Raw genomic sequence first — 26,543 nt, forward strand, 5'->3', positions numbered from 1 at the left:
AAGGATTAAAAATTATTTTTACGCCTAGTTCAGATTTTAAAAGTGAGCTTACTAAAATATCTTTTGAAAAGCAATAATAGTCAACTATCATAAATTAATTCTTCAAAGCACTCAAAATAAATTATTTAAAAATTTCGACATGAGTATCAGAACATCTTAAATTTTATTCCGAGTGGATACCTTTATTATTTATATAAAAGAAGCTGTTTTCACAGCTTCTTTTTTCTTTTTACTCTTTAGTTTCCGTATGTTTACATTATGGGCAAAATTTTAATTACCGGTGGTACCGGATTAATAGGAACACATTTACAAAAAGCGTTGATGAGTAATAACCATGAAGTGGTAATACTTACACGCTCTCCTAAAAAAGAAAACGAATTTGAGTGGGATATTGAAAAGCAATATATTCATGAAAAAGCGTTTGAAAATGTTACTCACATTATCCATTTAGCCGGTGCCGGTATTGCTGATAAACGATGGACAAATAAAAGAAAACAAGAAATAATAAATAGCCGTGTAGCCACAGCCAATCTTTTATTTTCGTATGTAAAAAAATTACAACTCAATTTGCAAGGGTTTATAGCTGCTTCCGGTATAGGATACTATGGTGCTATTACTGTTAACACCATTTTTACAGAGAACGACGCCCCGGAAAACGATTATATTTCTATAGTTTGTATAGAATGGGAAAAAGCCAGTAATCAATTCACACAACTTGGTATTCCGGTTACTATTTTACGAACCGGAGTAGTTTTGAGTAAAAAAAACGGAGCTTTAGCCAAAATGAACACTCCGTTATTTTTAGCAATTTTAGGTAATGGAAAACAATACATGCCTTGGATTCATATTAATGATCTTTGCGCTTTATACTGTAAAGCTGTTGATTCCTCTGATTTTACAGGTATATTTAATGCCGTAGCTCCTAACCATCAAACAAATGCTTCTTTTACCAAAGCCATTTCAACAATTACTCAAAAACCTGTTTTACCAATACCTATTCCCACATTTATGTTATCTTTAATTTTAGGAGAACTCTCTTCTATTTTAGTAAAAGGAAGTAGAGTATCAGCCACAAAAACAAATTCACAGTATGCATTTGCCTATACTAATTTAACAAAAGCTCTTGAAGATTTATTAGCCTAATACACTTCCTTTTTATTTTCTCGCTTTATATATCAAAACGGTAATTTATTTTAAATGAAGCCCCCCAGTTAGTTCGTTGCAAATGTTGATTAAAATTATCTGTAACAACTAAATATACATAAGAAAGCGGTTTGTATTCCCATTACAACCTACTGCTTACATTAAAAGCATTTCTTTGGGTGTTATACTGTACATAGGTAGTCCAGTTAAGCTGATTATTAAAAAACAATTCACCGGTAAAACGAGCTAAATGAAAAGTATCTTTTCCTAGTTCGTTTAAATCAATCTTGTTCACCTGATAGGTTAAAGCCAAATTAGCAAATGGTAATAATTGGTAGTTAGTATACACCTCTCCTGTGGTTCTTTTTCCTCCGTAATAAGTACCTTTTTGCACGTTAAACTGATACCTGAATTGCTGATTATTGGCAGAGTTATATCCCAACTTAATAGTTCCGTACTTATATATTCCGGTTTGTATAGGATGTCCGTTACCCAAAGCATCAAATCCGTATTTTAAGTGAACATAATTGTAATTAAAAATATAGTATAGTGCTGATAAATCTTTGAAAAACACAGCTGAATTTAAATAATGTGATATCTGATTGAGTTTTTTATCTTCATCATAATAAGTATCATTACTATAATTTAAAAGCCGAATAGAGTTTATGCTTTTAGAATGCTCATAAAACTTTTCATATTGCGCTCCAAAAGTTGTTTGCATATACCCTTCACGTACACTATTTTGATGAACAGCATCATAATTATACAACCTTGGAGTAAAACCTACTTCTGTTATGTAATTTTTTTCTACATTTTTTATAGAGGCATTCCAGTTTAATCCTCTTCTATTATACCATATTCCTGCATTAACAAAAGTGTTTTTATCTGAGATATTTTCGCTAAAGCTTTTTGCATAGTTAAAAACTCCCAACCACTTTTTATTGTTTGATTTATAATTCAAATTTCCTCCTATAACTCTGTTATAATCTGCAACAAATTTAAACCCGTCAACTTCTTGTTTATTAATAGCAAATAAAGTGGTCGTAAAGTTTTTTGATAACTGTTGCTCTGCTACCAAAACACCAAAATTTTGCGCAGATACTTTTTCATTTTCAGACGTTTGTACATTTAAAGCTCCTATTCTTGTTTTTGAAGTAAGGTTTCCGGATAATTTTAATCCAAATTGTATGGTGCTTTTTTCACCTATTCTTCTTGAATAAAAAGGATTTACCTCATCAACTCCTAAGTTTGAAAATAAATCAGAGTTTTCAAGAAAAAAATTACGTCGCTCAGGAAAAAACACAGAGAACCTTGTTAAGTTGGTAACCTGTTGATCAACTTCTATTTGTGAAAAATCAGGATTCAAGGTAGCATCTAATTTTAAAGAAGAACTAAGATTGTACTGTACATCTAAACTAGGTTTATACGAAGTGTTTTTATGATTCGTTTTAAGTTCTTCTTGATAATTTACCGTAAAAGACGGAGTAACGGAAAACCGGGAAACTAATTTAGCGGGTAGTGAATCTACCTTAAACTTCTCTGTAAAACGCAAATCAAAAGTAGGGTAATTTCTATCCACTCTTTTCAGAATTGTCCATGAGTTATTTTTAATATCTCGTGTATAAAACTGAACTCCGAAAACACCTTGTTTAGCATCATAATTCAAGGCTTTTAAAGGAATCGCTATTTCATATATCTTTTTATTTCCTTGTATCGCTGTTTTCGATTTCCACACAGCATTCCAACTAAAACTTAAATTATACCCTTCTTTTCGCCTTTCTATAAGTCCGTCAGACTGATTTCCTAATGAGTTTACAGCAAAAAAATAAGCATTTTGCTCTTGATTTTGCGTGTCAAAAATCATAATAAAAGCATCGCTAAAAGCGATAGATACATCTCTTTTTAGCGTACTTACCTGTGTTTTTTCTGTAGTATCATTATAAACAGCACTAATAAACATATAGTTTTTATTGTGAAAAATTTTTACTGAAGTTTGATTCTCCGCCAATCCTTTATCGGTAGGCATATAATTACTAAACCCCGTGTACTCAGGCACTATTTTCCACACCTCTTCATCTAGTTGCCCGTCAAGAGTCACCGTTTCTTTTTTAAAAGGAATAACGTTGTTTTGGGATACCACCTGATGCACACTTAGCAAGAAAAACAGCCAATATATAAGAGTTTGTAGTTTGTACATATTACTTTATATTTTGGTAGCTGTTTTACTTATTATTTTCCAACCTTGGGTTGTTTTCTTCAGTAAAAAAAGATCTATGAATGTCCATTTTCTGGCAGGAATAGAAATTTCAACAGTAGCCGTTGCTATGTCTTTAACTATATCTATTGATTGTATTTTTCCGTAACGCCCATTAAAGGTTCCTTTAGCACTTCCATTAAAAAGAAGACAATACTCTTTCGGACTCATTTTTTTAAATTCATCCCTAACGGTTAAATACAAAGTGGCTTCATTATAAAACGCACTTTCTAAAAGTTCTAACTCATTATAAGAACTTCCTTTTATATAATCTTGTAGTGTTTGTTCAATTAAAGATGTCTCCGGTGAATTATTTATTGAACATTCTTTTTTACAAAGAGACGTGGTTGTTTCTTTTTTTACAGTTACGTTTTCCTGAGCATTTAAAACTACAGATACATTAAAAAAAATAAAAGCTAGTACATATTTCATTTTATAAGTTTTTAAAATTCGATTCAAAACTCATAAAACGAGACACCAAAAAGATTTTGAGTTATAAAACAGGCGTCCTAAATTATAATTCAGGACTCAAATAAGACTATATAAACTGTTTTTTATATTCTGAAGGAGTTTTTCCTACAATCTTTTTAAACGTTGCATAGAAAGTTGATTTCGATGAAAATCCGGCTTCATAACCTATGGCTTCTAAAGTATATTGTTCTTTTTCTTGTAGTAATTTTTTTGCTTCTTCTACCCTATACTCATTAATAAACTGAGCAAAACTTTTTCCTAAATTATCATTTAGTAATTGTGATAATTTATGAGGCAGTATATGAAGTTGATCTGCTACATCTTTTAATTTTACATCAGCACTTTTATACAATTCTTTTTCTTTCATCAAGGTCATAAGACTTTCTAGTAAATCATTTGCCTCACTAAACTCTATTTTCTTTGAATTGTACTTTTCAGGAATATCTTGAAAAATTGTTTCTCTGTTCTTTTTGAAAAGTAAAAAGAACAACAAACCATAAAAGACAAAAGAAAAAGTTAAGGTTCCTACCAAGTATAAATAGAAAAAACCAACAATGTACGCTATATAAATTAATGCATTACCTATAAAAACCCCTACCAACCACAATTCAGAAGTAGTTAATGGTGTACTTTCTATTACTTTTTTAAAAATATCTTTAAGTAAGTAACCGGAGGCGACTATATAAATACCCCAAACCGCATAAATAAACTTAATAAAGTAAGCATTCCAAAAAAACAGATGATCTTGATAAGGTTTAAATATTCCTGCCAAAACAATAAAGGCTAACAAAATTAAAAAGTGAGTTTTTCCTTGTTTGGGAATGCTTTTTCTATTTTCTATAGAAGCTTTTATATAGTTAAATAAAGAGATTCCTATTAAAAAACATGCTGATAGCCCCACTTGTAATATCCAAAAGTTTCTTTCTTCTCTAGGAGTAAAAATAGTATAGACTGATTTTCCTATTCGAATACATAACATTAACAATAAGACTCCTAATAAAAAGTTTTGGGTTCTTTTTAACTTGTGAAAAAAAAGAAAATAAACACTCAATAATAAACCGTTAAAAACACCTAACGAACAAAAAAAGAACAATATGGGGTTATCAAATTTCACTAAAACGTCATTATTTAAGTTGCTAAAATAAAAAAAGCCCGAAAAAATTCCGGGCTTATCCTATTTTTAATATAAAAATTAAATTTTAGTCTGGTTTATCGTTAAGTTAGTTGATAAATCTTGACCTTGAACTTTCATTGCCATATTAATTTTAGATTCAGTAAGAACTCCTGATTTTCTATCGATATTCATAGAACCGGTTATATCTCCTTCTGCAATTCCGGAAACTTTACCACTTACATCTAATACAACATTTTTAGCAGAAATTGTTTTAACTTTATAGGTAAAGTTTAAATCCATTCCTTTATTACTTTTTGTCATTGTCCAAGAATCACCTACAGCTACAGCTTTTTCCGGGTAAATTACATTACTAGATTGATCAGTAAACTCTCCAGCTCCAGGAACATTAGGCTCTACTTTAGTTTCTAAAACCTTTCCTAACTTATCCCCTTTCATTAAAATAGTAGCTTCTAACATAGGTGCCATTTGAGACTTCATCATTTTTCCGGTTTCATCTAACTCTTCATCTTTTTTAGTTGAGTCATATGATACTTGCATAGCACCTTGTTTCATATCCATTACCATTTTGGTAAATTTAGATGTACTTTCATAAGTATCACTTGAAACATTAGTGATATCATATTTCATTTGAATGTTCATATCCGTAGTCATTACTCCCATGCCCATCACCTGAGCCATTTTCATATTCATTGTATATGAATCTCCTTTTTCATACTTTAAACGAAGTAATACTTTCTCTTGTGCCATTGTTATTGTTGAAACAAATAATAACAAAGCCATAATTTTTTTAGTCATTTTTAATCAAATTTTAATTTTTGCGAATATACGCAAATAAAAAAATCAAAATTTCTTAATTCCTATTTTGATTCTATTTTTTTTTTAGTCACATTTGAATAACTATTACTTAACCATGAAAGCTACCACAAATATAAACATCAATAATACAATGTTTTATAACAAACAAAATCTTACAAATAACACACTAGTACAGCTGTATAAACAAATGCTTTTACCTCGGTTAATAGAAGAAAAGATGTTAATTCTATTACGACAAGGTAAAATATCAAAATGGTTTAGCGGTATAGGTCAAGAGGCCATTTCTGTAGGTGTTACTTTAGCTTTAACCAAAGACGAATACATCTTACCTATGCATAGAAACTTAGGGGTTTTTACCTCTCGTGAAATTCCTTTATATCGTTTATTTTCTCAATGGCAAGGTAAAGCCAATGGTTTTACAAAAGGTAGAGATAGAAGTTTTCACTTTGGTACCCAACAATACAAAATTGTGGGAATGATTTCTCATTTAGGACCTCAATTAGGAATTGCCGGAGGAATTGCATTAGCTAATAAATTAAAAGGTGATAAAAAGGCTTGCGCTGTTTTTACCGGTGATGGTGGTACCAGTGAAGGCGATTTCCACGAAGCCTTAAATGTAGCTTCTGTTTGGAGCTTACCGGTTTTATTCTGCGTCGAAAACAACGGATACGGCCTTTCAACTCCTACTTCCGAACAATATAATTGCGAGCATATTGCGGATAGAGGAATCGGATACGGAATGGAATCACACATCATTGACGGAAACAATATTTTAGAAGTTTATACCAAAGTTTCTGAACTAGCAGAAAGTATTAGAGAAAATCCCAGACCTATTTTATTAGAGTTTAAAACATTCAGAATGCGAGGTCATGAAGAAGCTAGCGGCACCAAATACGTACCTGATGAATTAATGGAACAATGGGCCTTAAAAGATCCTATTGACAATTATAGAAATTTTCTTGTAGAGGAAAAAATATTGACTCCGGAAGAAGATGAAAATTTTAAAAATGAATTAAGAACTACAATTCAAGAGCATCTTAATACTACTTTTGAAGAAGAAACTATTACCTCTTCTGTTGAAAATGAGTTGAATGATGTATATAAAAAATACACTCCCCTTTCTGCTCCGCCAAATTCTACCCATGAAAATATTCGTTTAATCGATGCTATCTCTAAAGGTTTAAAACAGGCTATGGAGCGCAGTGACGATTTAGTTATTATGGGACAAGATGTTGCCGAGTATGGAGGTGTATTTAAAATTACGGAAGGTTTTGTAGAAGCATTTGGAAAAGAAAGGGTACGCAATACCCCTATCTGTGAATCTGCTATTGTATCTATGGCCTATGGTTTGGTTGTTAATAAAATGAAAGCTGTTATGGAAATGCAATTTGCTGATTTTGTTTCTACCGGATTCAATCCTATTGTAAATTTATTAGCTAAATCACATTATCGTTGGAATCAGGAAGCTGATGTTGTTATACGAATGCCTTGTGGTGCCGGTGTTGGTGCAGGTCCTTTTCATTCACAAACCAACGAAGCTTGGTTTACTAAAACCCCGGGATTAAAAGTTGTGTACCCTGCATTTCCTTACGATGCTAAGGGATTGTTAACTGCAGCTATTAACGACCCCAACCCTGTACTATTTTTTGAACATAAAGGATTATACAGAAGTATTTATCAAGAAGTTCCTACTGATTATTATACACTTCCTTTAGGGAAAGCTTCTGTTTTAAAAGAAGGAAACGAGGTTACCATTATTAGTTTTGGTGCCGCTGTACATTGGGCTTTAGAAACACTAGAACAAGTATCTGTAGCTGCAGATCTTATTGACTTGCGAAGCTTACAACCCTTAGATACAGAAACCGTTTATACATCCGTTAAAAAAACAGGTAAAGTAATTATTTTACAAGAAGATTCTTTATTTGGAAGTATTTCCAGTGATATTTCTTCACTTATTATGGAAAATTGTTTTGAGTACTTAGACGCCCCTGTAAAAAGAGTAGCTAGTATAGAAACTCCTATTCCGTTTGCAGGAAATTTAGAAAAGCAATACTTACCTAAAGAACGTTTTAAAGATGAACTTTTACAACTAATTGCCTATTAAAAATAAAAAAAGCTCACTAAAAGTGAGCTTTTTTATTTATTCTATAGTCGTTAAAAATCCTGTTGTATACTCCAAGACTCTAATATTTCTTTAAATGTTTTAATAAACATACCTCCTAAGGCTCCGTTTACTACTCTATGATCGTATGAATGCGACACAATCATTTTATGACGGATTCCTATGAAATCTCCTTCAGGAGTTTCTACAACCGAAGGCATTTTTCTAATAGCGCCTAAAGCTAAAATAGCAACCTGAGGTTGATTGATTATAGGTGTTCCCATAATCGACCCAAAGCTTCCTACGTTAGTAACAGTATAAGTACCACCTTGAATTTCATCCGGCTTTAATTTATTAGCTCTTGCTCTATTTGCTAAATCATTCACCTGCTTAGTCATTCCTACCAAGTTTAACTGATCTGCATTTTTAATTACAGGAACAATTAAGTTACCATCCGGTAAAGCAGCTGCCATTCCTAAATTAATATTACCTCTTTGAATGATTTTATCACCATCAACTGAAATATTAATTAACGGGTGTTTTTTAATCGTTTGAGCAACAGCTTGCATAAAAATTGGAGTAAAAGTTAACTTCTCACCTTCTCTTTTAAAATAAGCATCTTTAACCTTATTTCTCCAATTTACAATATTGGTAACATCTATCTCAATAAAAGACTGAACATGTGCAGATGTTTGCACTGAATCAACCATATGTTTAGCAATCAATTTACCCATACGGCTCATTTCTATCACCTGATCCTGACCTCCTAACGTAATAGCCGTTGAAACTGTTTTTTCAACAGGAGCAGCTTTTGGTTGAGCAGCCACAGGCTTTTCAACTACTTTTGGTTGACTACCTCTATTTTCTATATATGATAAAATATCATTTTTAGTAACTCTTCCTTCTTTTCCTGTTCCTTGAATTGTTTCTAATTCTTGAATAGAAATTCCTTCAGTTTGTGCAATACTTTTTACTAAAGGTGAATAAAAACGATCACTTGACGAAATATCTATAGCAGTAGCAACTACTTCTTTAGCCGCCTCAACTGTTTTTTCTACAGCAGCAACAGCTGCCGATTGTACCTCCTCTTTCTTTGGGCTTTCAGCAGTTTCTCCTCCTTCACCTTCAATTTCTATAATTGCAATAGTTTCTCCAACTTGAACAACTGCATCTTTTTCAAACAGTATTTCTATTAACTTACCTTCAACTTCACTAGGTACTTCGCTATCTACTTTATCCGTTGCAACTTCTACAATAGTATCATCAATTTCAATTGTATCTCCAACTTCTTTTAGCCAAGAAGTAATTGTTGCTTCTGCAACACTTTCACCCATTTTAGGTAACTTCAATTCGTATCTAGCCATGTTTTATGATTTTTAACGCTTGCGAATTTACTAAAAACTAATGATTTTTTCTATTTTTAATAGAAAAACATTTGTCTTATTTATGCTTTAATTTACATTATTCTTAAAAAAAACAACAATTAAAATACTTTTCTATAAAAAAAACTATTTTAATCTCTGTATTTTAAAGATTTTTCATTCTGTATTTAGACGGTTAACTGGTATAAAAAATTACAAAAAATAAATTTATACTATAAAAAAAAGTCGCAATTTAATTTATTGCGACTTTTTTTATACCCAATCTTTAGGTTCTTTTAATATTTTGGTGAGCCTTTCTTCTTCTGAGCCTTCACTTGGATGATAATCATATTTCCACTGAACAACAGGAGGTAAACTCATTAATATACTTTCTATTCTTCCGTTAGTTTTCAATCCAAATAAAGTACCTCTATCATGTACTAAATTAAACTCTACATAACGCCCTCTTCTTACTTCTTGCCAATCTTTATGCTCTTGTGTATAAGTTATTTTTTTTCTTTTTTCAACAATAGGTACATATGAATTTAAAAAGCTATTACCTACTTCTGCTACAAAATCAAAACGATTTTGTATTGAAAACTCTTCAGTTTCTTTTAAATAATCAAAAAACAAACCTCCAACACCTCTGGCTTCATCTCTATGAGAATTCCAAAAATACTCATCACATGTTTTTTTAAATTTAGTATAAAACTCATTATTGTGAGCATCACAAGCCTTTTTACATACTGAATGAAAATGTACTGCATCTTCATCAAACAAATAGTACGGAGTTAAATCCTGACCTCCTCCAAACCATTGCGTTACAATTTCACCGTCACCATTATACATTTCAAAATAACGCCAGTTTGCGTGAACTGTGGGTACAAAAGGACTTTTAGGATGAATTACTAAACTTAATCCGCAAGCAAAGAAATTACCATGAGCTACTCCAAATTGTTTACGTAACAACTCCGGTAATTCACCATGTACAGCAGAGATATTTACACCTCCTTTTTCAAAAACCTCTCCATTTTCAATTACTCGTGTTCTTCCTCCTCCGCCTTCAGCTCGTTCCCAAATATCTTCTCTAAACCTTGCTTTTCCATCAACTTCTTCCAATTTTGATGTAATTGTATCTTGTAGATTTTGAATATAAGCGTAAAATTGTTCTTTCATTCTTTGTTTATATTGAAAGGCAAAAGTAATTATTCTATTATATCTTTAGAATGAATTTTCTTAATTGTTTCTGTTGTCGCTGCTGTTACTGATAGTGGTAGTACTAAAATAACTCCTACTACCGGAATTAATAAAAACACAATAAATACAAGACCATTTCCTATAGCTACTCCTTTATTTTTCCAAACAAAATCAATACTCTCTTTATATTTATAATGACGTTCTAATGTATAATCCATATTTCCAAAACCTGCGTAATATGCTTGCATTATAAATAATATAATGGTTGACAAAAATCCTATTACCGGTATAAATCCTAATAATAAGATAGGTATGGTTAAAAAAAGTTCTCTAAATAAATTTCTAACATTTATTCTAATACCTCTTATTAATTGTTCTTGAAAAGAAGAAACTCTGTGTTGTTGATTGTCTCCTTTTAAATATTTTTCAATTTTTTCTGAAACAGGACTCATAAAAGGCGCAGACAAGGCCATTACTATGTGTTTATACAGTACTAAACCTACAGCTACGATTAATAAGCCACTTAAAAAGGTACTTATAACTTCAAATGTTTTCTTTCCAAACTCCCATTTCCAAAAATTAGCTATATAATGCCCTATATTATCTGAAAAAGAATAGGCTAAGGTTCCTACAACAATAGCGGTTATAATACTTATGGCTATTGGAATGGCAAAGTATTTCCATAGTTTTAATTTTGAAATTAAAGGGAAAGCTTTGGCATAGGCTTGTATTCCTCTGAAAATATTTTGAATCATAGTGTACAATTTTATTTAGTTATAAAAATACAAACCTCTTTCTAAAAATAGAAAGAGGTTTGTATTATTTTGATGTTAAAAGAAATTTTACAATACAGGCTTGATAAATTCTTCTAACTCCTTTTCATTTATCTCATTTACCTTATCCCAATTCATATCTTTTGACGGATAGGCAGCTCCACGTCTAATGCTTAAGAACTTTTTATCTTTACTTATCAAATAAGTGGTAGGGTAATCTAATTTATGGAAAAATCCATAAGATTCTGTGTACGACTTATTATCAAACTTTTTTGTAGAGGGTATTAAATGAATTCTGGCATCTAACTTTTCTTGCATTCTTTTAATTCCATCTAAATCATCCCAGAAAAACATAATAAATTCTACTTTATTATTATATTTTTCAACCATTTTATTCAAAGCCGGAATATCTCCCCAACAAGGAGCACATCTAGTAGAAGCAGCAATTAAAACAATTGGTTTTTTTACTTTATCTGTACTAACGGTTTTACCTTGAATAGTTACAAAATCGTAGTTTAATAAATATGAGCCGATAAGGCATTTACTAATTAATTCTTCTGCTGAACTTTCTCCGCAATTGTTAACAGCAAAATTGTAATACACTTTTTCTTGAGCGAAAAAACTTGTTGAAAACAAAAAACTTAATACGAGTACTATTTTCTTCATATACTTTAGGGTAATTAAGGGGATTATGTTTATTATGCCTTATATTCTTTAACCGCGTCAATAAATGCTTTTGCATTCTCTAACGGAACATTTGGCAAAATTCCATGCCCCAAGTTAACAATATATTTGTCTTTACCAAACTCATTTATCATTTGGTGTACCATTTTTTTAATTTCAGCCGGTGGCGACAACAATCTTGCAGGATCAAAATTACCTTGTAATGTAATATTTCCACCTGTTAAATAACGAGCATTTCTAGCTGAACATGTCCAATCAACTCCAAGGGCTGATGCGTTTGATTTGGCCATTACATCTAACGCGAACCAACATCCTTTTCCGAAAGCGATTACCGGAGTTTCATCTTTTAACGCTTCTATTATTTGATTAATGTACTGCCATGAAAATTCCTGATAATCTGTTGGAGATAACATTCCTCCCCATGAATCAAAAATTTGAACAGCATTTACACCTGCCTTTACCTTTGCCTTTAAATATGCAATAGTGGTCAACGTTATCTTACTAAGCAATTCGTGTGCCAAAACCGGTTGAGAAAAACAAAATTCTTTTGCTTTATCAAAATTTTTAGACCCTTGACCTTGTACCATATAACATAAAATAGTCCATGGCGAGCCTGCAAATCCAATTAACGGAATTTCATCGTTTAATTTCTCTTTGGTTGCTTTTATAGCATCCATTACATACCCTAACTCTTCATGAACATCCGGAATAATTACCTGATCTAGACTTTTTCTATCTCTGATCGGATTTGGTAAATAAGGACCAAAATTAGGTTTCATTTCAACCTCTACATTCATTGCCTGAGGAACCACTAAAATATCAGAAAATAAAATTGCGGCATCCATTCCATATCTACGTATTGGTTGCACAGTTATTTCTGAAGCTAATTCCGGAACTCTACAACGTGTAAAAAAATCATATTTTTCACGTAATTCCATAAACTCAGGTAAATACCTACCTGCTTGACGCATCATCCATACTGGTGGACGTTCAACTGTTTCGCCTTTAAGGGCTCTTAAAAATAAATCGTTTTTAATCATTTTTAAATTAACGCCTTTACGAATATAGTAAAGTAATTCCTATTTTTATAATTATACTTTTTGTACTATTTACCGTAAAGTCTTTTTTTATTACATTTTAGCTACTGCTTCCATTGATTTTTCTATGGCTTTTGTAATCTTTTTAACATCTTTTTCTGTTATTGCTGATGACAAGAACCATGCTTCAAATTGTGATGGCGGTAAAAACACTCCGTTTTTTATCATTTCCCAAAAGAATACTGCAAATTTCTTTGTATTAGATGTTTGAGCATCTTCAAAGTTTTCTACTTCTTTATTTGTAAAAAACGGGTTAATCATAGAACCGAATCTGTTAACGGTAATCTCTACTCCGTATTTTTTTGCCGATTCTAATAAAAACACCTCAATAATTTGAGCTAACTCATTGAACTTTTCGTACGGATTTTGTTTTTTCAGCTCTGTTAAAGTTGATATTCCTGCTGCCATAGCTATAGGGTTTCCACTTAACGTTCCTGCTTGGTACATTCCGCCTAAAGGTGCCACCATTTCCATAATTTCATTTCTAGCTCCGTAAGCTCCAACCGGAAAACCACCTCCTATAACTTTACCTAAACATGTTATATCCGCTTCTACATCAAATAATTCCTGTGCACCTCCAAATTTTGAACGGAAGCCTGTCATTACTTCATCTACTATTAATAAAGCTCCTTTTGAATTTACATACTCTTTTAACTCTTTTAAAAAGTTATTTTGAGGTGTAACAACTCCCATATTTCCAGCTACCGGTTCAATAATAACTCCTGCAATATCATCATGAGTTTCAAAGTGCAATTTTACACTTTCTAGATCATTATACTTAGCAATTAACGTATTTTTAACAGCTCCTTCCGGTACTCCTTTACTTCCCGGTAAGCTTAATGTAGCTAATCCGGAACCCGCTGCTACAAGAAGAGCATCTTGATGTCCATGATAACATCCTGAAAATTTAATAATTTTATCTTTTCCTGTAAAAGCTCTTGCTAAACGAATTCCGCTTAACACTGCTTCTGTTCCTGAATTAACAAAACGTACTTTATCCATTCCCGGAAAAGCATCACAAATAATTTTAGCTAATTTAATTTCATTTTTAGTCGAAGCTCCAAACGAATAGCCATTTTTTAAGGCCTTAGTAATTGCACTTTGTACTTTTTTGTGGCGATGTCCTAAAACCATCGGTCCGTACGACAAAACCAAGTCAACATAGGTATTCCCATCAACATCTGTAATTTTGCTTCCTTTCGCCTTTTTTATAAATAACGGATTCCCTCCAACAGAGGCAAATGCACGTACAGGAGAATTTACCGCCCCCACTAAATGCTCTAATCCTTTTGTGTATAGTTCTTGTGATTTTTTAAATTCCATATGTATATTTTTGTCTGTTTGAATACGTATTTGAGAGCTAAAATTAATAAACCTACTTCTCAAATTTATTCGCTATAACAATCTTATTGTTTAGTTAACACTCTTGCCGCTTCTTTAGCAAAATAAGTTATAATTATATCAGCTCCGGCACGTTTCATTGAAAGTAAACTTTCCATCATTACTCTTTCTCCGTCTATCCATCCTTTTTCTGCTGCTGCTTTTACCATAGCATATTCTCCACTTACATTATAACAAGCAATTGGACGATCGAAATTATTTTTTAAATCTCGTATAATATCAAGGTAAGATAATGCCGGTTTTACCATTAAAATATCTGCTCCTTCTTCATCATCAAAAGTAGCTTCACGTAATCCTTCATCTCTGTTTGACGGATCCATTTGATACGTTCGTCTATCTCCAAAAGAAGGTGTAGAATCTACCGCTTCTCTAAAAGGTCCATAAAATGCTGACGCATATTTTACAGAATATCCCATAATTGGAATATTTGGAAATCCTGTATTATCAAGGGCTTCTCTCATCATTGCAACTGTGCCATCCATCATTCCTGAAGGTGCTACCATATCCGCTCCGGCTTTGGCGTGCGATACTGTTTGTTTTGCCAAATTTACCAACGTAGCATCGTTATCTACGTCATGGTTATGTATAACTCCGCAATGTCCGTGCGATGTATATTCACAAAAACATACATCTGTAATTACATATAAACTTGGGTAATTTTTCTTGATAAAACGAATTGCTTGCTGCATAATTCCATTATCATTCCAAGTTTCAGTTCCTTCATCATCTTTTTTTGAAGGAACTCCGAATAATAATACCGCCGGAATATTTAGCGCTACTACTTCTTCTAATTCTTTAGATATGGTATCTAAAGAATAACGTTTAATTCCCGGCATAGAAGGTATTTCTACTTCTATTCCTGTTCCTTCTTCTATAAATAACGGATAAATAAAATCATCTACAGATAATTTAGTTTCTCTAACCAATCTGCGGATATTTTCTGTTTTTCTAAGTCTTCTGGTTCTAAACATTGATTTAGGTATAAAATCAAAAAAGATAAAAAAGTATGCTTTTTTATCTTTCTATATATTATTAAGATTTTTTTGCGTAGTGTAGGCTTACCAGTTCTAACACACTTTCTACTGTTGGTACTTTAGCTACCTGAACATTTTTAAAGTGTTTTTCAGCTTCTTTGGCTGTTGTTTCTCCAATACAAAAGGCTATTTTATCTGCTTCATTTTCCTCCATATAACTTTCTACCGTAGACGGGCTGTAAAATAGAACCCCTTCTACTTTTGCATTAATTTCAACAGGGCTATACATGGTTTTATAGGCTTCAACTTCATTTACAATTACTTCTTTTGCTTGCAACAATACTGATAATGTATCTAATCGTAAATTACTACAAAAATAAGTTACTTCTTTTCCTTTTAACTTGTCAGCTAAATAGTGTGCTAATTTTTTAGCATTATTTTCTGAATGTGTTACTTTTCCTATTTTTTGTTCTATCAGCTTTTTTGTTCTTCTACCAACACAATAAATGTGTTTGAATTGTAACTCAGCTTTGGTAAAACTATGTAAAAGAGCTTCTACTCCATTTTTACTGGTTATGATAACATTTTCAATTTCATCTTTAACCACTTTAGGTGCTATTCTGTTAAATCTTATTTTAATAAAATCACTATCTTCAACTTTAACCGTTGTTGGTAATAGCTTTTTTTGCGCTTCAGATAATTTTTTAGTTGAATAAATTGAAAATTGCTTTTCTATTCCTTCATCTTCCAACATTATTAACTTTCCTCCTTTATCAATTACTTGATTGGCACAATCTTTTGCTAAATATTTTCGGTGATTGATAGGTACTTTTTTAGAAACTTCTATTTTTTTACTTCCGTCTCTACTTAATAAAACGCCTTTAAATGTAATTTGCTTTTCTACTTCATCTATCATTGCCAGTGCTCCGATAGGCGCTGTACAACCTCCTTCTAAACGATTTAAAAACTCTCTTTCAATAGCTGTACAAGTTTCTGTATCTCTATCATTTATATTTTCGCAGGCTTCTCTTGTATAGGTATCTTCTTCTAAAGCTGTTACCATAATAGCACCTTGTGCCGGTGCCGGAATCATCCAAGATAAAGAAATAGCTCCTTGGGGTCTTTTTCCTATTCGTTCTAAACCGGCAGCTGCAAACACAGCACCGTTCCAGTTATTATTTTCTAGTTTTTCTAATCGAGTATTTACATTTCCTCGTAAATCCACCACCTCATGAGTTGGGTATCTGTTTAACCACTGTGCTTTTCTTCTAAGACTTCCGGTTGCAATTATACCTTCTCTTTGCCCCATAAATTCCTCTGTATCTTTCAATACTAAAATATCATGGTGATTTGCTCTTTTTAATACCGCCGCTTGTACAATTCCTGTAGGCAATACTGTAGGCACATCTTTCATGGAATGTACAGCAATATCTATATCGCCATTCAACATAGCAATATCTAGATTTTTAGTAAAAATTCCTGTTATTCCTAATTCGTAAAGAGGTTTATCTAGTACAATATCACCAGTAGATTTAATAGGTACTATTTGTGTTTGATATCCAAGTTCTTCTAATTCTTTTTTTACTTTGTTAGCTTGCCACAAAGCTAACTCGCTATCACGAGTACCTATTTTAATTATCTTCTGCATTTACTGATTCTAAATTAGTTCCAAAAACTTTTGACATTACTTCAATACTTTGACTGATTGAAGTATTTTCATCTTTTAAATGTTTAACAAATTGAGTGGTTATTTTTTGTATTAATCTTGATGTAATTACTTCTGCTTGCTCTTCATCAAAATTTTGAATTTTCTTCTTATGAAAATCTATTTCGTCTTTTTGTATAGCTAATAACGATTGCTTTAAAGCATTAATAGCCGGTGTAAATCGTCTGTGATTCAACCATTCATTAAACTCATTTTTATGTGTATTGATAATAGCTTCTGCAATTGGTATTTCTTGTTGTCTAATTGCTAAGGTTTCATCTGTTATTTTAGAAAGCTCATCAACATTTACGATAGTAACTCCTTCTAATTCTCCTACTTCTTTTGCTACATTAGCAGGCATTGATAAGTCTAAAACTAACAATTCTTTATTGGCTGCTATGTGATTTTTTGTAATGGTTGGAATATCTGCTCCTGTTGAAACTATTAACACGTCTGCTTTGGCAATTTCTTCTTGTAAATCTTTAAACTTTGCCAGTCTGATAAACGTATGTTCATTAACAAATTCTTCGGTTTTATAATCCGTTCTGTTAATTAAACTTACTTTTTTATTCTGCGTATACTCCGCTAAATTTTTACAGGTGTGTTTTCCCATTTTACCTAATCCAAAAACAAGAATATTTTTTGAATTATAATCCGGTAAATTATTGATTAGATATTGTACAGCTGCATACGACACTGAGGTGGTTCCTGAGCTTAATTTAGTTTCATTTTTAACACGTTTGCTTGCTTGCATTACACAGTTAAGTAATCTTTCTAAATAGGCATTGGTAGTACCGGCTTCTTTAGCTTGTTTAAAAGCCTGTCTTAACTGTCCAACAATTTCGTAATCGCCTAAAATTTGACTATCTAACCCTGTTCCCATTCTAAATAAATGTTGAATGGCATCTTGGTCTTTGTTTACATACGAAACTTTGGCAAATTCTTCAACAGAACCGTTAGAATGTTTACATAACATACTTATTAATTGAAACGGATGTTCTGCAAAACCGGTTATTTCTGTTCTATTACAAGTAGATAACACAAAAATTTCTCCTAACCCTTTTTCTTGGGCTTCTTGTAAGAGTGCCAACTGGTTATCTTTTGATAGTGAGAACTTTCCTCTTGTATCTGCGTCAGCTTTTACGTAACTAACACCTATATTGTATAGCTTAGTAGGTCTATTATCTGTATACATTAAAATCTTTCTTCCAAAAAAACATTCAAAAATATAAAGTTTCACTCGTTAAAAGTATCGCTGAAAGAACTTTTAATGTCGTTTCAAGTTTTTTAATTCCTCAATATCTATAAACAGCCTAAAATTGTGTAGTTTTGCAGTAAAACAACCTATTTAAAAAGCTTTTATATAGAACTATTCTAAATAAAAACTTTTTGACCTATTTTATTGTGTATGTCAAAAAATATCGCAGAAAGTACATTTAGAGAAATTCCTCTTGAAAAAGGTTTTTTTGTGCTTAAGTTTCAAAATGATACTGAACAAACAGAGCTCTATAACAAAGACATTGATAGTTCTTATATTCAAATTCATTATTGTGTTAAAGGTAATTGTAAGTTTCATTTTAACAACAACAGCTACACTTTTAATGTTTTAGATAAACATGCTATTTTTTTATACAACCCACAACAAAAATTACCTATTAACCTAGAAATTTTACCTAAAACTTCATTGATTTCCGTGTTAATTTCTATTGAGAAATTTCATTCTTTATTTTCAAAAGAAGCAAGTTATATTCCTTTTTTAAGTGAAAATAATAAGAATAGAAAATACTACGACAACACAGAAATTAAGAGCAATGTTTTATTGGTTTTACAACAAATTTTTGCTGCTGATAGTCATAGCTCTATAAAAGACTTATATATTAAAGGTAAAACTTACGAGTTACTTAGTTTACATTTTGATAGCGGAGAAAACACAAATGATGAATACTGTCCTTTTTTAGTTGATGATAAAGAGATTTTAAAGATAAGAAAGGCAAAAGATATTATTATCTCAAAAATGAGCGAGCCTCCTACATTGCAAGAACTTGCTAATGAAGTAGGTTTAAATCTAAAAAAGCTAAAAGAAGGATTTAAGCAAATATATGGTGATACTGTATATAGCTTTTTATTTGACTACAAAATGGAGCATGCCCGAAAACTACTGGAAAGTAATCAGTATAATGTAAACGAAGTAGGTTTACAGGTAGGTTATAGTACCTCCAGCCATTTTATTGCTGCATTTAAAAAGAAATTTGGTACTACTCCAAAACAATATATAATGAATTCTCTACAGTAAATGAAACAACTTACTCATTACGATATAAAAAATACCGAACAAAAGTTCCCTATCACAATTGTTTGTGATGCTATTCGTACTCCTGAAAATATAGGGATGTGCTTTAGAGTTGCTGAAAGTTTTGGTGTTTCGAAAATATATTTACACGAAAGTTCTCCTTCAATTGAAAATAGAATAGTAAAAAAAACCGCCAGAAATACGATTACACAAATAGAGCATGAATTGTATCATGATTTCCCCTCTTTAATACAGCAATTAAAAAAAGAAAACAATACTATTATTGGTATTGAAATAACCGATGAAAGTATAAATATTAGCGATTACAATTTTAATACTCACCAAAAAATTGTATTACTTTTGGGAAGCGAAAGACAAGGCATTGAAGCTATTAACCTGGCAGATGCAACGGTTGCCATTCCTATGTACGGAAAAAATTCTTCAATGAATGTTATTCATAGTTTAGCTATTACTTTGTATGAAGTAACCAATCAATTATTTAAAAAGTAAACACAAAAACACACCCTCATTAATGAAAGGAGTTTTATTAGTAAATTTAGGATCCCCAAAAAGTACCAATCCTAAGGATGTAAAAAAATATTTAGGTGAATTTTTAATGGACGAGCGTGTTATTGACGTTCCGTTATGGCTTAGAACCTTTATTGTTAAGGGTATTATATTAAATACACGCCCAAAAAAATCTGCGGAAGCCTATCAAAAAATTTGGTGGAAAGAGGGTTCTCCTTTAATAGTTTTATCTGAGCGATTACAAAGCAAAGTACAAGCTAAAACTACTATTCCGATCGCCCTTGCCATGCGTTATGGTACTCCTTCTATTAAAACAGGTTTACAAGAGCTATATGATCAAGGTGTAAAAGATGTGCTATTAGTACCTCTATACCCCCAATTTGCAATGGCTACTACAGAAACTATTGTGGTTTTAGCTGAAGAATTACGCCAAAAATATTTTGCTGACATGAAAATTACTGATGTTCCGGCTTTTTACAATAAACCGGAATATATAAAAGCCTTGTCTAACAGTATAAAAGATTATTTGGCAGATAAAGAATATGACCATTTATTATTCTCATATCATGGGGTGCCTGAACGCCATATTAAAAAATCAGACATCACAAAATCGCATTGTAAAATAGATGGAAGTTGTTGTAATACTCCGTCACCTGCTCATGAGTTTTGTTACAGACACCAATGTTATCAAACTACCAAAAATGTGACATCAGAATTAGGTTTAGACGAAAATAAAGTTTCTACCTCATTTCAATCCCGCTTAGGTGTTGACCCTTGGTTACAACCTTATACTGATAGAACTATAGTGAATAAAGCCGAAAAAGAAGGCATTAAAAAACTAGCCATAGTAACCCCTGCTTTTGTTTCTGATTGCCTAGAAACTTTAGAAGAAATTGCCATGGAAGGGAAACACGAATTTTTAGAAGCAGGAGGTGAAGCTTTTTATACTGTTCCGTGTATTAATGATACTGATGAATGGGTTGATGTACTTGCCGGATGGATTAATGAGTTTGCTAATGAAAGTTGTTAGTTATTAATGAAACCTTTAATTTTATATTTTTAATTGTAATTAAACAACATGGATTTTTTATACATCAAAGCATTACATATTATTTTTGTTATCACTTGGTTTGCCGGGCTTTTTTATATTGTTCGTTTATTTATTTACCATGCGGAAGCTGAAAAAAAAGAGCAACCTGCCAAAGAAATATTGCAAACTCAATATAAACTGATGGAAAAACGCTTGTGGTATATTATTACATGGCCATCAGCAGTACTTGCCAGTTTTTTTGCTTTTTGGATGCTATACAAAAATCCTGTTTACTTAGAAATGCCTTGGATGCATGTTAAACTTTCATTTGTTTTAGCTTTATATTTTTACCATGGTGCTTGCCATAGAATTTACACGCAACTTCAAAATGGTATTGTAAAATATTCTTCATTAAAATTGAGAATTTGGAACGAAGTTGCTACTATTATTTTATTTGCCATTGTGTTTTTAGTAGTATTACAAAATACTATTAACTGGATTTGGGGCGTTGTAGGTATTATATTAGTATCTGTTTTATTAATGCTATCCGTTAAGCTATACAAAAAAATAAGAGCAAAAAAATCTTGGGATAAATACGAGAAAGAATTGATCAAAGAAGATCAAAAAAAGGAAGAGTTATAAAAACACTCTTCCTTTTTTAATACTTATATTTTATCCTTTAATAGACTGCTCAAAAGGAATTCTATTAATAATACTTCTCCCTAAAGTTACCTCGTCGGCAAACTGTAACTCGTCTCCAACCGATATTCCTCTGGCTATTGTTGATGTAATTATATGATATTTTTCAACTTGCTTATAAATATAAAAGTTGGTCGTATCTCCCTCCATAGTAGAACTTAATGCAAATATGAGTTCTTTTACTTCTCCACCACTCACCTTATCAACTAACGATTCTATTTGTAAGTTTTGCGGACCAATTCCTTCTATTGGTGATATTTTTCCTCCTAACACATGATACACTCCTTTAAATTGTGCTGTGTTTTCAATAGCCATAACATCTCTAATATCTTCAACCACACAAACAATTTCTGTATTTCTATTAGGATTAGCGCAAATATCACATAAAACAGTATCAGAAATATTATGACACTTTCTACAAGATTTCACATCATTTCTTAATGTTGTTAAAGCCTCTGTTAAATATTTTGTAGTTTCTTTAGGTTCTTTTAATAAATGTAACACTAAACGCAAAGCTGTTCGCTTGCCTATTCCCGGCAAACGACTAACTTCATTCACTGCATTTTCAAGTAATTTCGAAGAAAAATCCATACGGCAAAATTACAATATTTTAATCTGTAAAAATAACTTAAAGGCATGTCTTTGTTTTCCATAATCATACTAGGCGAGTTCTCTTAAAATAATTACCTTTGACCTATTCTAAAAATAAAAACAAACAATTCACAATGAATTCAGAAATAAGAAACTTAGAACCTAAAATTGTATGGAACCATTTTGCTGATTTAAATGCAGTTCCCAGACCTTCAAAAAAAGAAGAAAGGGTTATACAGTTTATGGTTGATTTTGGAAAAAAATTGAATCTTGATACTACAGTTGACAGTGTAGGAAACGTTATTATACGTAAACCTGCCACCCAAGGTATGGAAAACAGAAAAACGGTTGTTTTACAAAGTCACTTAGACATGGTTCATCAAAAAAATGCCGACACTGTTTTTGATTTTGATACTGAAGGTATTAAAATGTTTGTTGATGGAGATTGGGTGAAAGCTAAAGGAACCACTTTGGGAGCCGATAACGGTTTAGGAGTTGCTTCAATTATGGCTGTTTTATCTTCAACTGACATTGCTCACCCGGCAATTGAAGCTTTATTTACTATTGATGAAGAAACCGGAATGACAGGTGCAATGGGACTTAAAGGTGGTGTTTTAGAAGGTGAAATTTTACTGAATTTAGATACTGAAGAAGATGATGAAATTGGTATGGGATGTGCTGGTGGTGTAGATATTACAGCGACCAGAAATTACCAAGAAGAATCTACTCCTGAAAACACTATTGCGTATGAAATTTCTGTTACAGGATTAAATGGAGGGCATTCCGGAATGGACATTCATAAAGGATTAGGAAATGCTAACAAAATAATGAATCGTCTTTTATTTGACGGCTTTACAAATTTTGGTTTACGTGTTGCAGAAATTAACGGAGGTAGTTTACGTAATGCTATTCCTCGTGAAAGTTTTGCTACTGTTGTTATTGATCAAATTTCAAAAGAACCTTTCTTATTTGAATTAAATGAACTTATTAACAATATTAAAGCTGAATTTAAAAGTCTTGAACCAAATCTTTCTATAGAATTAAAAGAAACAACTACTCCAGAAAACGTAATGGATTTAGGAGTACAAGAAGGTCTTATTAAAACTATTTATGCAGCATTAAACGGAGTTTATAGAATGAGTCCGGATATTGAAGGATTAGTAGAAACTTCCAACAATATTGCTCGAATAATTGTTAAAGAAGGTGCCATAAAAATAGGGTGCTTAACTCGTTCTTCTTCTGAAACTAACAAATGGGATTTAGCTAACTCGTTACGATCAGCTTTTGAATTGGCTGGTTTTGACGTAGAGTTCTCAGGAGCATATCCGGGATGGTTACCTAACATCAATTCTGAAATATTAAATTTAGTAACTAATCTTTATGAAGAGTTACATAATAGTAAACCTCATGTAGCTGCATGTCATGCCGGTTTAGAGTGTGGTATTCTAGGTCAGAATTATCCTACTATGGATATGGTATCATTTGGTCCTAATATCAGAGGAGCTCACTCGCCTGATGAGCGTGCACAAATAACATCAACACAAAAATATTGGAACTTTTTATTAGAAATTTTAAAAAATATCCCAAGCAAAAACTAACAATAATTCTATTTATTTGTAAAAAACCACAACCTATAAGTTGTGGTTTTTTTAGTTACATTTACTAAATGAATTTTTTAGCTCATTTATATCTTTCTAAAGAAAATAAAGACATTATGATTGGTAATTTTATTGCTGATCATATACGAGGAAATAAATTTACTCACTATCCGGAAAATATTCAAAAAGGCATTCTACTCCATCGTGAAATAGATACGTTTACCGATACTCACAAAATTGTTAGAAAAAGTAAGCGAAGATTGCATGAACGCTATAAGCATTATGACGGAATTATTATTGATATTTTTTATGATCATTTTTTAGCTATTAATTGGAGTTCTTACTCTCAAATTCCTCTTGACACTTATGTAAACTCCGTTTACAAGCTTTTGCAGCGCAACTATGAAATATTACCTGAAAAAACACAAGAAATGCTACCTTATATGATTAAGTATAATTGGCTATATAATTACCAATTTGCCAAAGGTATTCAAGAAGTTCTGACAGGAATGAATAACAGAACCAAAGGAAAATCAAAAATGAACCTTGCTACAGAAGATCTTTTACTACATTATGACGCTCTTCAAAATGATTTTTTTCTGTTTTTTAATGATTTAGAAGAGTTTTCTGACAAAAAAACTAAACAATTATTAAGTAGTTAATTAATAAGACCCCTACAAAACCATGAAAAAAATACTTCTATCTTCTATGCTATTACTTATTATTAACTGTAAAAGCACAAACGAAAAACCTATAGGAGTCATTGGTGATAAAGCTATGGTTGTTTCTGCCAGAAAAGAAGCTTCATCAATAGGAATAGCTATTCTTAAAAAAGGCGGAAATGCTTTTGACGCCATGGTGGCAACAGAATTGGCCTTGGCGGTTTCTTACCCTTATGCCGGTAATATTGGTGGGGGAGGTTTTATGGTTTATCGAAAAAATACCGGTGAGATCGGTGCACTAGACTACCGAGAAAAAGCTCCGGTTTCTGCTCATAAAAACATGTATTTAGATGAACAAGGGAAGGTAATAGAAAACAAAAGTACACACGGAGCTACTGCTGTAGGCATACCCGGAACCATTGCAGGTGTTTTTGAAGTTCATAAAAAAATGGGATCACTTCCTATGGAAGAAATTATACAACCCGTTATAGATTTAGCCAAAAGAGGTGTTATTGTAACTCAAAAACAAGAAGAAAGATTAAAGAAACACCGTCAAAGTTTTTTTGAGGTAAATAAAGATACTATCCTTTTAGCTCAACCATGGAAAGAAGGGGATACTATAAAATATGAAGCCTTAGCCGCTACCTTAACTCGTATACAACAAAATGGTAGAGATGAATTTTACAAAGGGGAAACGGCTAAAAAATTAGCTGCTTTTTTACAACAAAACGGAGGCTATATTACAGAAGAAGATTTAGCTAAGTACGAAGCAAAATGGCGAACACCTATTACTTTTACTTATGATGATTTAAATATCATTTCCATGTCTCCTCCATCAAGCGGTGGAGTTTGTTTAGCACAAATTATGAATGCCATTGAACCTTATGATTTACACACATTAGGACACAATACTACTAAAACCATTCAAATTATTACCGAAGCTGAACGAAGAGCTTACGCAGATAGAAGTTATTTTTTAGGCGATCCTGATTTTGTTACCATTCCTTTAAAAACGTTAACAAGTAAAAAATACGCTCAACAACGTATGGCTTCTTTTTCATACGAAAAACCTACAAGTTCAAAAGATATATCACATGGAACTATTGATATAGTAGAAAGCAACGAAACTACCCATTATTCTATTGTAGATGCAATGGGAAATGCTGTTTCTGTTACCACAACCATCAATGCGGCATTTGGTTCAAAATTATACTGCTCTGAACTAGGGTTCTTTTTAAATAATGAAATGGATGATTTTAGCAGTAAACCCGGAGTTCCTAATATTTACGGATTGATTGGTGCCAAAGCAAATGAAATTGCTCCTGAAAAACGTATGCTGAGTAGCATGACCCCTACCATTGTTGAAAAAAACGGTACGTTATTTATGGTCGTAGGTACTCCCGGAGGCTCAACTATTATTACTTCTGTTTTACAAACAATTTTAAATGTACATGAATTTAAAATGGGAATGCAGGAAGCCATAAACCAACCTCGTTTTCATCATCAGTGGTTACCGGATGATATTAAAATGGAGCCCAACGGATTTTCTTTAAAAGTAAAAAAACAACTCCAAAAAACAGGCTACATTATTGATGAAACTGATAGTCCGGTTATAGGAAAGGTTGATGCTATTTTAGTGCTCCCTGATGGAAAACTAGAAGGAGGTGCAGACCCAAGAGGTGATGATACTGCAATTGGGTTCTAAAAAACTATACACTTTGTTGAATAGCTTTAGTTTTTAAAACACTACCACTTATTTTAAATTTGCCAACGGTAGTTTTATAAATACCATTGATTGTTTTGAAATTACCAATGATAGTTTTACAAATGCCAACAATTATTTTGAAATTGCCAACGGGAGTTTTATAAATGCCATTGATTGTTTTTAAATTGCCAATGATAGTTTTACAAATGCCAACAATTATTTTGAAATTTCCAACGGGAGCTTTATAAATGCCATTGATTGTTTTGAAATTACCAATGATAGTTTTACAAATGCCAACAATTATTTTGAAATTGCCAACGGGAGTTTT

24 protein-coding genes are annotated in these 26,543 nt (G+C 32.0%); 9 read left to right on the forward strand and 15 right to left on the reverse strand.

The window, feature by feature from the left end:
• Nucleotides 1-258 precede the first annotated feature (258 nt).
• Entirely contained in the window at nucleotides 259-1,143 is an 885-nt protein-coding gene (locus ACQY1Q_RS15075) for a TIGR01777 family oxidoreductase (protein WP_431006156.1), read from the forward strand.
• A 142-nt stretch (nucleotides 1,144-1,285) separates the two neighbouring features.
• Here the strand turns inward: ACQY1Q_RS15075 and ACQY1Q_RS15080 are convergent, their stop codons facing one another.
• The 4 genes from ACQY1Q_RS15080 to ACQY1Q_RS15095 form a co-directional block, all read right to left on the reverse strand.
• Nucleotides 1,286-3,340, reverse strand: a complete 2,055-nt coding sequence (locus ACQY1Q_RS15080) for a DUF5916 domain-containing protein (RefSeq protein ID WP_431006157.1) — start codon at nucleotides 3,338-3,340, stop codon at nucleotides 1,286-1,288.
• A 6-nt stretch (nucleotides 3,341-3,346) separates the two neighbouring features.
• Nucleotides 3,347-3,829 carry a nuclear transport factor 2 family protein gene (locus tag ACQY1Q_RS15085; protein ID WP_431006158.1) on the reverse strand — a complete coding sequence of 161 codons (483 nt, stop codon included), beginning with the start codon at nucleotides 3,827-3,829 and terminating at the stop codon, nucleotides 3,347-3,349.
• Nucleotides 3,830-3,935: 106 nt separating this feature from the next.
• A complete protein-coding gene (locus ACQY1Q_RS15090; protein WP_431006159.1) occupies nucleotides 3,936-4,919 on the reverse strand; it encodes a helix-turn-helix domain-containing protein in 984 nt (327 codons plus the stop codon).
• A 141-nt stretch (nucleotides 4,920-5,060) separates the two neighbouring features.
• A complete protein-coding gene (locus tag ACQY1Q_RS15095) occupies nucleotides 5,061-5,798 on the reverse strand; it encodes a DUF6263 family protein (RefSeq protein ID WP_431006160.1) in 738 nt (245 codons plus the stop codon).
• A 115-nt stretch (nucleotides 5,799-5,913) separates the two neighbouring features.
• Between ACQY1Q_RS15095 and ACQY1Q_RS15100 the strand changes: the two genes are divergently transcribed.
• Nucleotides 5,914-7,923: an alpha-ketoacid dehydrogenase subunit alpha/beta gene (locus tag ACQY1Q_RS15100; RefSeq protein WP_431006161.1), complete on the forward strand. Its 2,010-nt coding sequence runs from the start codon at nucleotides 5,914-5,916 to the stop codon at nucleotides 7,921-7,923.
• Between the two features lie 50 nt (nucleotides 7,924-7,973).
• Here ACQY1Q_RS15100 and ACQY1Q_RS15105 read toward each other — a convergent pair whose 3' ends face one another.
• The 9 genes from ACQY1Q_RS15105 to hemA all read right to left on the reverse strand — a co-directional run bounded on the left by ACQY1Q_RS15105 (nucleotide 7,974) and on the right by hemA (nucleotide 18,307).
• Nucleotides 7,974-9,284 carry a dihydrolipoamide acetyltransferase family protein gene (locus ACQY1Q_RS15105; RefSeq protein ID WP_431006162.1) on the reverse strand — a complete coding sequence of 437 codons (1,311 nt, stop codon included), beginning with the start codon at nucleotides 9,282-9,284 and terminating at the stop codon, nucleotides 7,974-7,976.
• Nucleotides 9,285-9,554: 270 nt separating this feature from the next.
• On the reverse strand, nucleotides 9,555-10,457 hold the full coding sequence (hemF, locus tag ACQY1Q_RS15110) for an oxygen-dependent coproporphyrinogen oxidase (RefSeq protein WP_431006163.1): 903 nt from the start codon (nucleotides 10,455-10,457) through the stop codon (nucleotides 9,555-9,557).
• A 29-nt stretch (nucleotides 10,458-10,486) separates the two neighbouring features.
• Entirely contained in the window at nucleotides 10,487-11,233 is a 747-nt protein-coding gene (locus tag ACQY1Q_RS15115; protein WP_431006164.1) for an EI24 domain-containing protein, read from the reverse strand.
• Nucleotides 11,234-11,320: 87 nt separating this feature from the next.
• Nucleotides 11,321-11,917, reverse strand: a complete 597-nt coding sequence (locus ACQY1Q_RS15120) for a TlpA family protein disulfide reductase (RefSeq protein WP_431006165.1) — start codon at nucleotides 11,915-11,917, stop codon at nucleotides 11,321-11,323.
• Nucleotides 11,918-11,949: 32 nt separating this feature from the next.
• Nucleotides 11,950-12,975: a uroporphyrinogen decarboxylase gene (gene hemE, locus ACQY1Q_RS15125; protein ID WP_431006166.1), complete on the reverse strand. Its 1,026-nt coding sequence runs from the start codon at nucleotides 12,973-12,975 to the stop codon at nucleotides 11,950-11,952.
• 90 nt (nucleotides 12,976-13,065) lie between these two features.
• Entirely contained in the window at nucleotides 13,066-14,355 is a 1,290-nt protein-coding gene (hemL, locus tag ACQY1Q_RS15130; protein ID WP_431006167.1) for a glutamate-1-semialdehyde 2,1-aminomutase, read from the reverse strand.
• A gap of 83 nt (nucleotides 14,356-14,438) precedes the next feature.
• Nucleotides 14,439-15,404 carry a porphobilinogen synthase gene (gene hemB / locus ACQY1Q_RS15135; protein ID WP_431006168.1) on the reverse strand — a complete coding sequence of 322 codons (966 nt, stop codon included), beginning with the start codon at nucleotides 15,402-15,404 and terminating at the stop codon, nucleotides 14,439-14,441.
• 61 nt (nucleotides 15,405-15,465) lie between these two features.
• Nucleotides 15,466-17,055, reverse strand: a complete 1,590-nt coding sequence (gene hemC / locus ACQY1Q_RS15140) for a hydroxymethylbilane synthase (protein WP_431006169.1) — start codon at nucleotides 17,053-17,055, stop codon at nucleotides 15,466-15,468.
• Complete coding sequence (hemA, locus tag ACQY1Q_RS15145; protein ID WP_431006170.1) at nucleotides 17,039-18,307, reverse strand: glutamyl-tRNA reductase; 1,269 nt, start codon at nucleotides 18,305-18,307, stop codon at nucleotides 17,039-17,041. The genes hemC and hemA overlap by 17 nt, the downstream gene beginning before the upstream one ends.
• 213 nt (nucleotides 18,308-18,520) lie before the next feature.
• On the opposite strand from hemA, the gene ACQY1Q_RS15150 reads away from it, so the two are divergent.
• The 4 genes from ACQY1Q_RS15150 to ACQY1Q_RS15165 are packed head-to-tail and all read left to right on the forward strand — an operon-like array spanning nucleotide 18,521 to nucleotide 21,602.
• Nucleotides 18,521-19,405 (forward strand): helix-turn-helix domain-containing protein, encoded by an 885-nt coding sequence (locus ACQY1Q_RS15150; RefSeq protein WP_431006171.1) that lies wholly within the window; start codon nucleotides 18,521-18,523, stop codon nucleotides 19,403-19,405.
• Complete coding sequence (locus ACQY1Q_RS15155) at nucleotides 19,406-19,912, forward strand: TrmH family RNA methyltransferase (protein WP_431006172.1); 507 nt, start codon at nucleotides 19,406-19,408, stop codon at nucleotides 19,910-19,912.
• Nucleotides 19,913-19,934: 22 nt separating this feature from the next.
• Nucleotides 19,935-20,960 (forward strand): ferrochelatase, encoded by a 1,026-nt coding sequence (hemH, locus tag ACQY1Q_RS15160; protein ID WP_431006173.1) that lies wholly within the window; start codon nucleotides 19,935-19,937, stop codon nucleotides 20,958-20,960.
• Between the two features lie 48 nt (nucleotides 20,961-21,008).
• Nucleotides 21,009-21,602 (forward strand): CopD family protein, encoded by a 594-nt coding sequence (locus ACQY1Q_RS15165; protein WP_431006174.1) that lies wholly within the window; start codon nucleotides 21,009-21,011, stop codon nucleotides 21,600-21,602.
• A gap of 30 nt (nucleotides 21,603-21,632) precedes the next feature.
• On the opposite strand, the gene recR is transcribed toward ACQY1Q_RS15165, so the two are convergent.
• Complete coding sequence (gene recR / locus ACQY1Q_RS15170; protein WP_431006175.1) at nucleotides 21,633-22,250, reverse strand: recombination mediator RecR; 618 nt, start codon at nucleotides 22,248-22,250, stop codon at nucleotides 21,633-21,635.
• A gap of 134 nt (nucleotides 22,251-22,384) precedes the next feature.
• Here recR and ACQY1Q_RS15175 point away from each other — a divergent pair, with 134 nt between their 5' ends.
• The 3 genes from ACQY1Q_RS15175 (at nucleotide 22,385) to ggt (ending at nucleotide 26,215) form a co-directional block, all read left to right on the forward strand.
• Nucleotides 22,385-23,848, forward strand: coding sequence for an aminoacyl-histidine dipeptidase (locus ACQY1Q_RS15175; protein ID WP_431006176.1), 1,464 nt, complete (start codon nucleotides 22,385-22,387; stop codon nucleotides 23,846-23,848).
• 68 nt (nucleotides 23,849-23,916) lie between these two features.
• Nucleotides 23,917-24,510, forward strand: coding sequence for an ACP phosphodiesterase (locus tag ACQY1Q_RS15180; protein WP_431006177.1), 594 nt, complete (start codon nucleotides 23,917-23,919; stop codon nucleotides 24,508-24,510).
• A gap of 22 nt (nucleotides 24,511-24,532) precedes the next feature.
• Nucleotides 24,533-26,215 carry a gamma-glutamyltransferase gene (ggt, locus tag ACQY1Q_RS15185; RefSeq protein ID WP_431006178.1) on the forward strand — a complete coding sequence of 561 codons (1,683 nt, stop codon included), beginning with the start codon at nucleotides 24,533-24,535 and terminating at the stop codon, nucleotides 26,213-26,215.
• A gap of 4 nt (nucleotides 26,216-26,219) precedes the next feature.
• Here ggt and ACQY1Q_RS15190 read toward each other — a convergent pair.
• Nucleotides 26,220-26,543, reverse strand: a 324-nt coding sequence (locus ACQY1Q_RS15190; protein ID WP_431006179.1) for a hypothetical protein, incomplete at its 5' end; no start/stop codon positions are given.

Origin of the sequence: Tenacibaculum sp. TC6 (genome assembly GCF_050606265.1) — a bacterium.
Classification (GTDB): Bacteria; Bacteroidota; Bacteroidia; order Flavobacteriales; family Flavobacteriaceae; genus Polaribacter.